Raw genomic sequence first — 1,025 nt, forward strand, 5'->3', positions numbered from 1 at the left:
TATTTATTTCAGAATGATTGTCATCTGCAAAAAGTTTCAATATCCCGATCAATCCCTTTAAGTGAGATATTAACTCGTCAATTGAGGGGTCAAACGCTTTTAATTCAACAATAGATACCCCAAATTTTTCCGCTGGCTCAATAAATGCTCCCCGAATAGCAGAAATAATATTTTGATATAAACTTGCTGTGTCCATTATTTAATCTTGGCTTCCTTGTACATTACATGCTGTCTAACCACTGGATCAAACTTTTTAACTTCTACCTTCTCTGGGTGCAGTCGTTTATTCTTAGTTGTTGTGTAAAAGTGACCCGTCTTTGCTGATGATACTAATCTGATTTTTTCTCTCATAATTTTACCCTTTTAAACCTTTTCGCCACGAGCACGAATTTCTGATAATACAGTATCAATACCCTTCTTATCAACGATACGCAAACCTTTTGCAGTCAACTTTAATTTCACAAAACGGTTCTCACTCTCCACCCAAAAACGATGCGTGTGCAGATTTGGATAAAAACGCCTACGCGTCTTATTGTGCGCATGAGAAACATTGTTTCCACTAATTGGGCGCTTACCCGTTACTTGACATACCTTTGCCATAGTTCACCTATTCTCGAAAATCTAAAAAGAGAGCATTATACTTAAAATCACTTGACTTTCATAGTTAAATTTAATCAAATCTATTTACTATTGACAAAACTCTCGGTATCATATGCGCCTTCGGAGGGATGGCAGAGTGGCTGAATGCACTGGTCTTGAAAACCAGCAAGGGTTAATACCCTTCTAGGGTTCAAATCCCTATCCCTCCACCATATTTAAATAGCGCTTTATGGCGCTATTTTTTTATCTTGAGACCTTTTCACAAATAGGAATAATCATCAGAAACCCACTTTTCACCCACTTGGCGATTTTTTAAACCCAGCCTTAGCCCTGCTAGGACAAGGTTTAAAGAAATCGCCAATTGGGCAAAAATTGGATTTTACCAATCATCCCTATTTATGCAAAGGCCTCATCTTATTAAATTT

Annotated in this window: 3 protein-coding genes and 1 tRNA gene; 1 reads left to right on the plus strand and 3 read right to left on the minus strand. The window is 37.3% G+C overall.

All coding sequences use genetic code 11. From position 1 onward, the window contains the following. The 3 genes from BAZSYMA_RS00780 to rpmB all read right to left on the minus strand — a co-directional run. A partial coding sequence (locus BAZSYMA_RS00780; protein WP_143243039.1) for a hypothetical protein occupies positions 1-196 on the minus strand: 196 nt, incomplete at its 3' end. Continuing rightward, positions 196-351: a 50S ribosomal protein L33 gene (gene rpmG, locus BAZSYMA_RS00785; RefSeq protein ID WP_066045648.1), complete on the minus strand. Its 156-nt coding sequence runs from the start codon at positions 349-351 to the stop codon at positions 196-198. The genes BAZSYMA_RS00780 and rpmG, both read right to left, overlap by 1 nt. 12 nt (positions 352-363) lie before the next feature. After that, a complete protein-coding gene (gene rpmB, locus BAZSYMA_RS00790; RefSeq protein ID WP_090714570.1) occupies positions 364-600 on the minus strand; it encodes a 50S ribosomal protein L28 in 237 nt (78 codons plus the stop codon). 122 nt (positions 601-722) lie between these two features. On the opposite strand from rpmB, the gene BAZSYMA_RS00795 reads away from it, so the two are divergent. Beyond that, positions 723-812 (plus strand) — tRNA-Ser (locus BAZSYMA_RS00795). Positions 813-1,025: the final 213 nt, after the last annotated feature.

This window comes from Bathymodiolus azoricus thioautotrophic gill symbiont (genome assembly GCF_001298715.1).
GTDB lineage: Bacteria > Pseudomonadota > Gammaproteobacteria > PS1 > Pseudothioglobaceae > Thiodubiliella.

Coding starts and splice junctions, on each gene's coding strand:
- rpmG (WP_066045648.1), bottom strand. CDS start 351: ATGAGAGAAAAAATCAGATTAGTATCATCAGCAAAGACGGGTCACTTT.
- rpmB (WP_090714570.1), bottom strand. CDS start 600: ATGGCAAAGGTATGTCAAGTAACGGGTAAGCGCCCAATTAGTGGAAAC.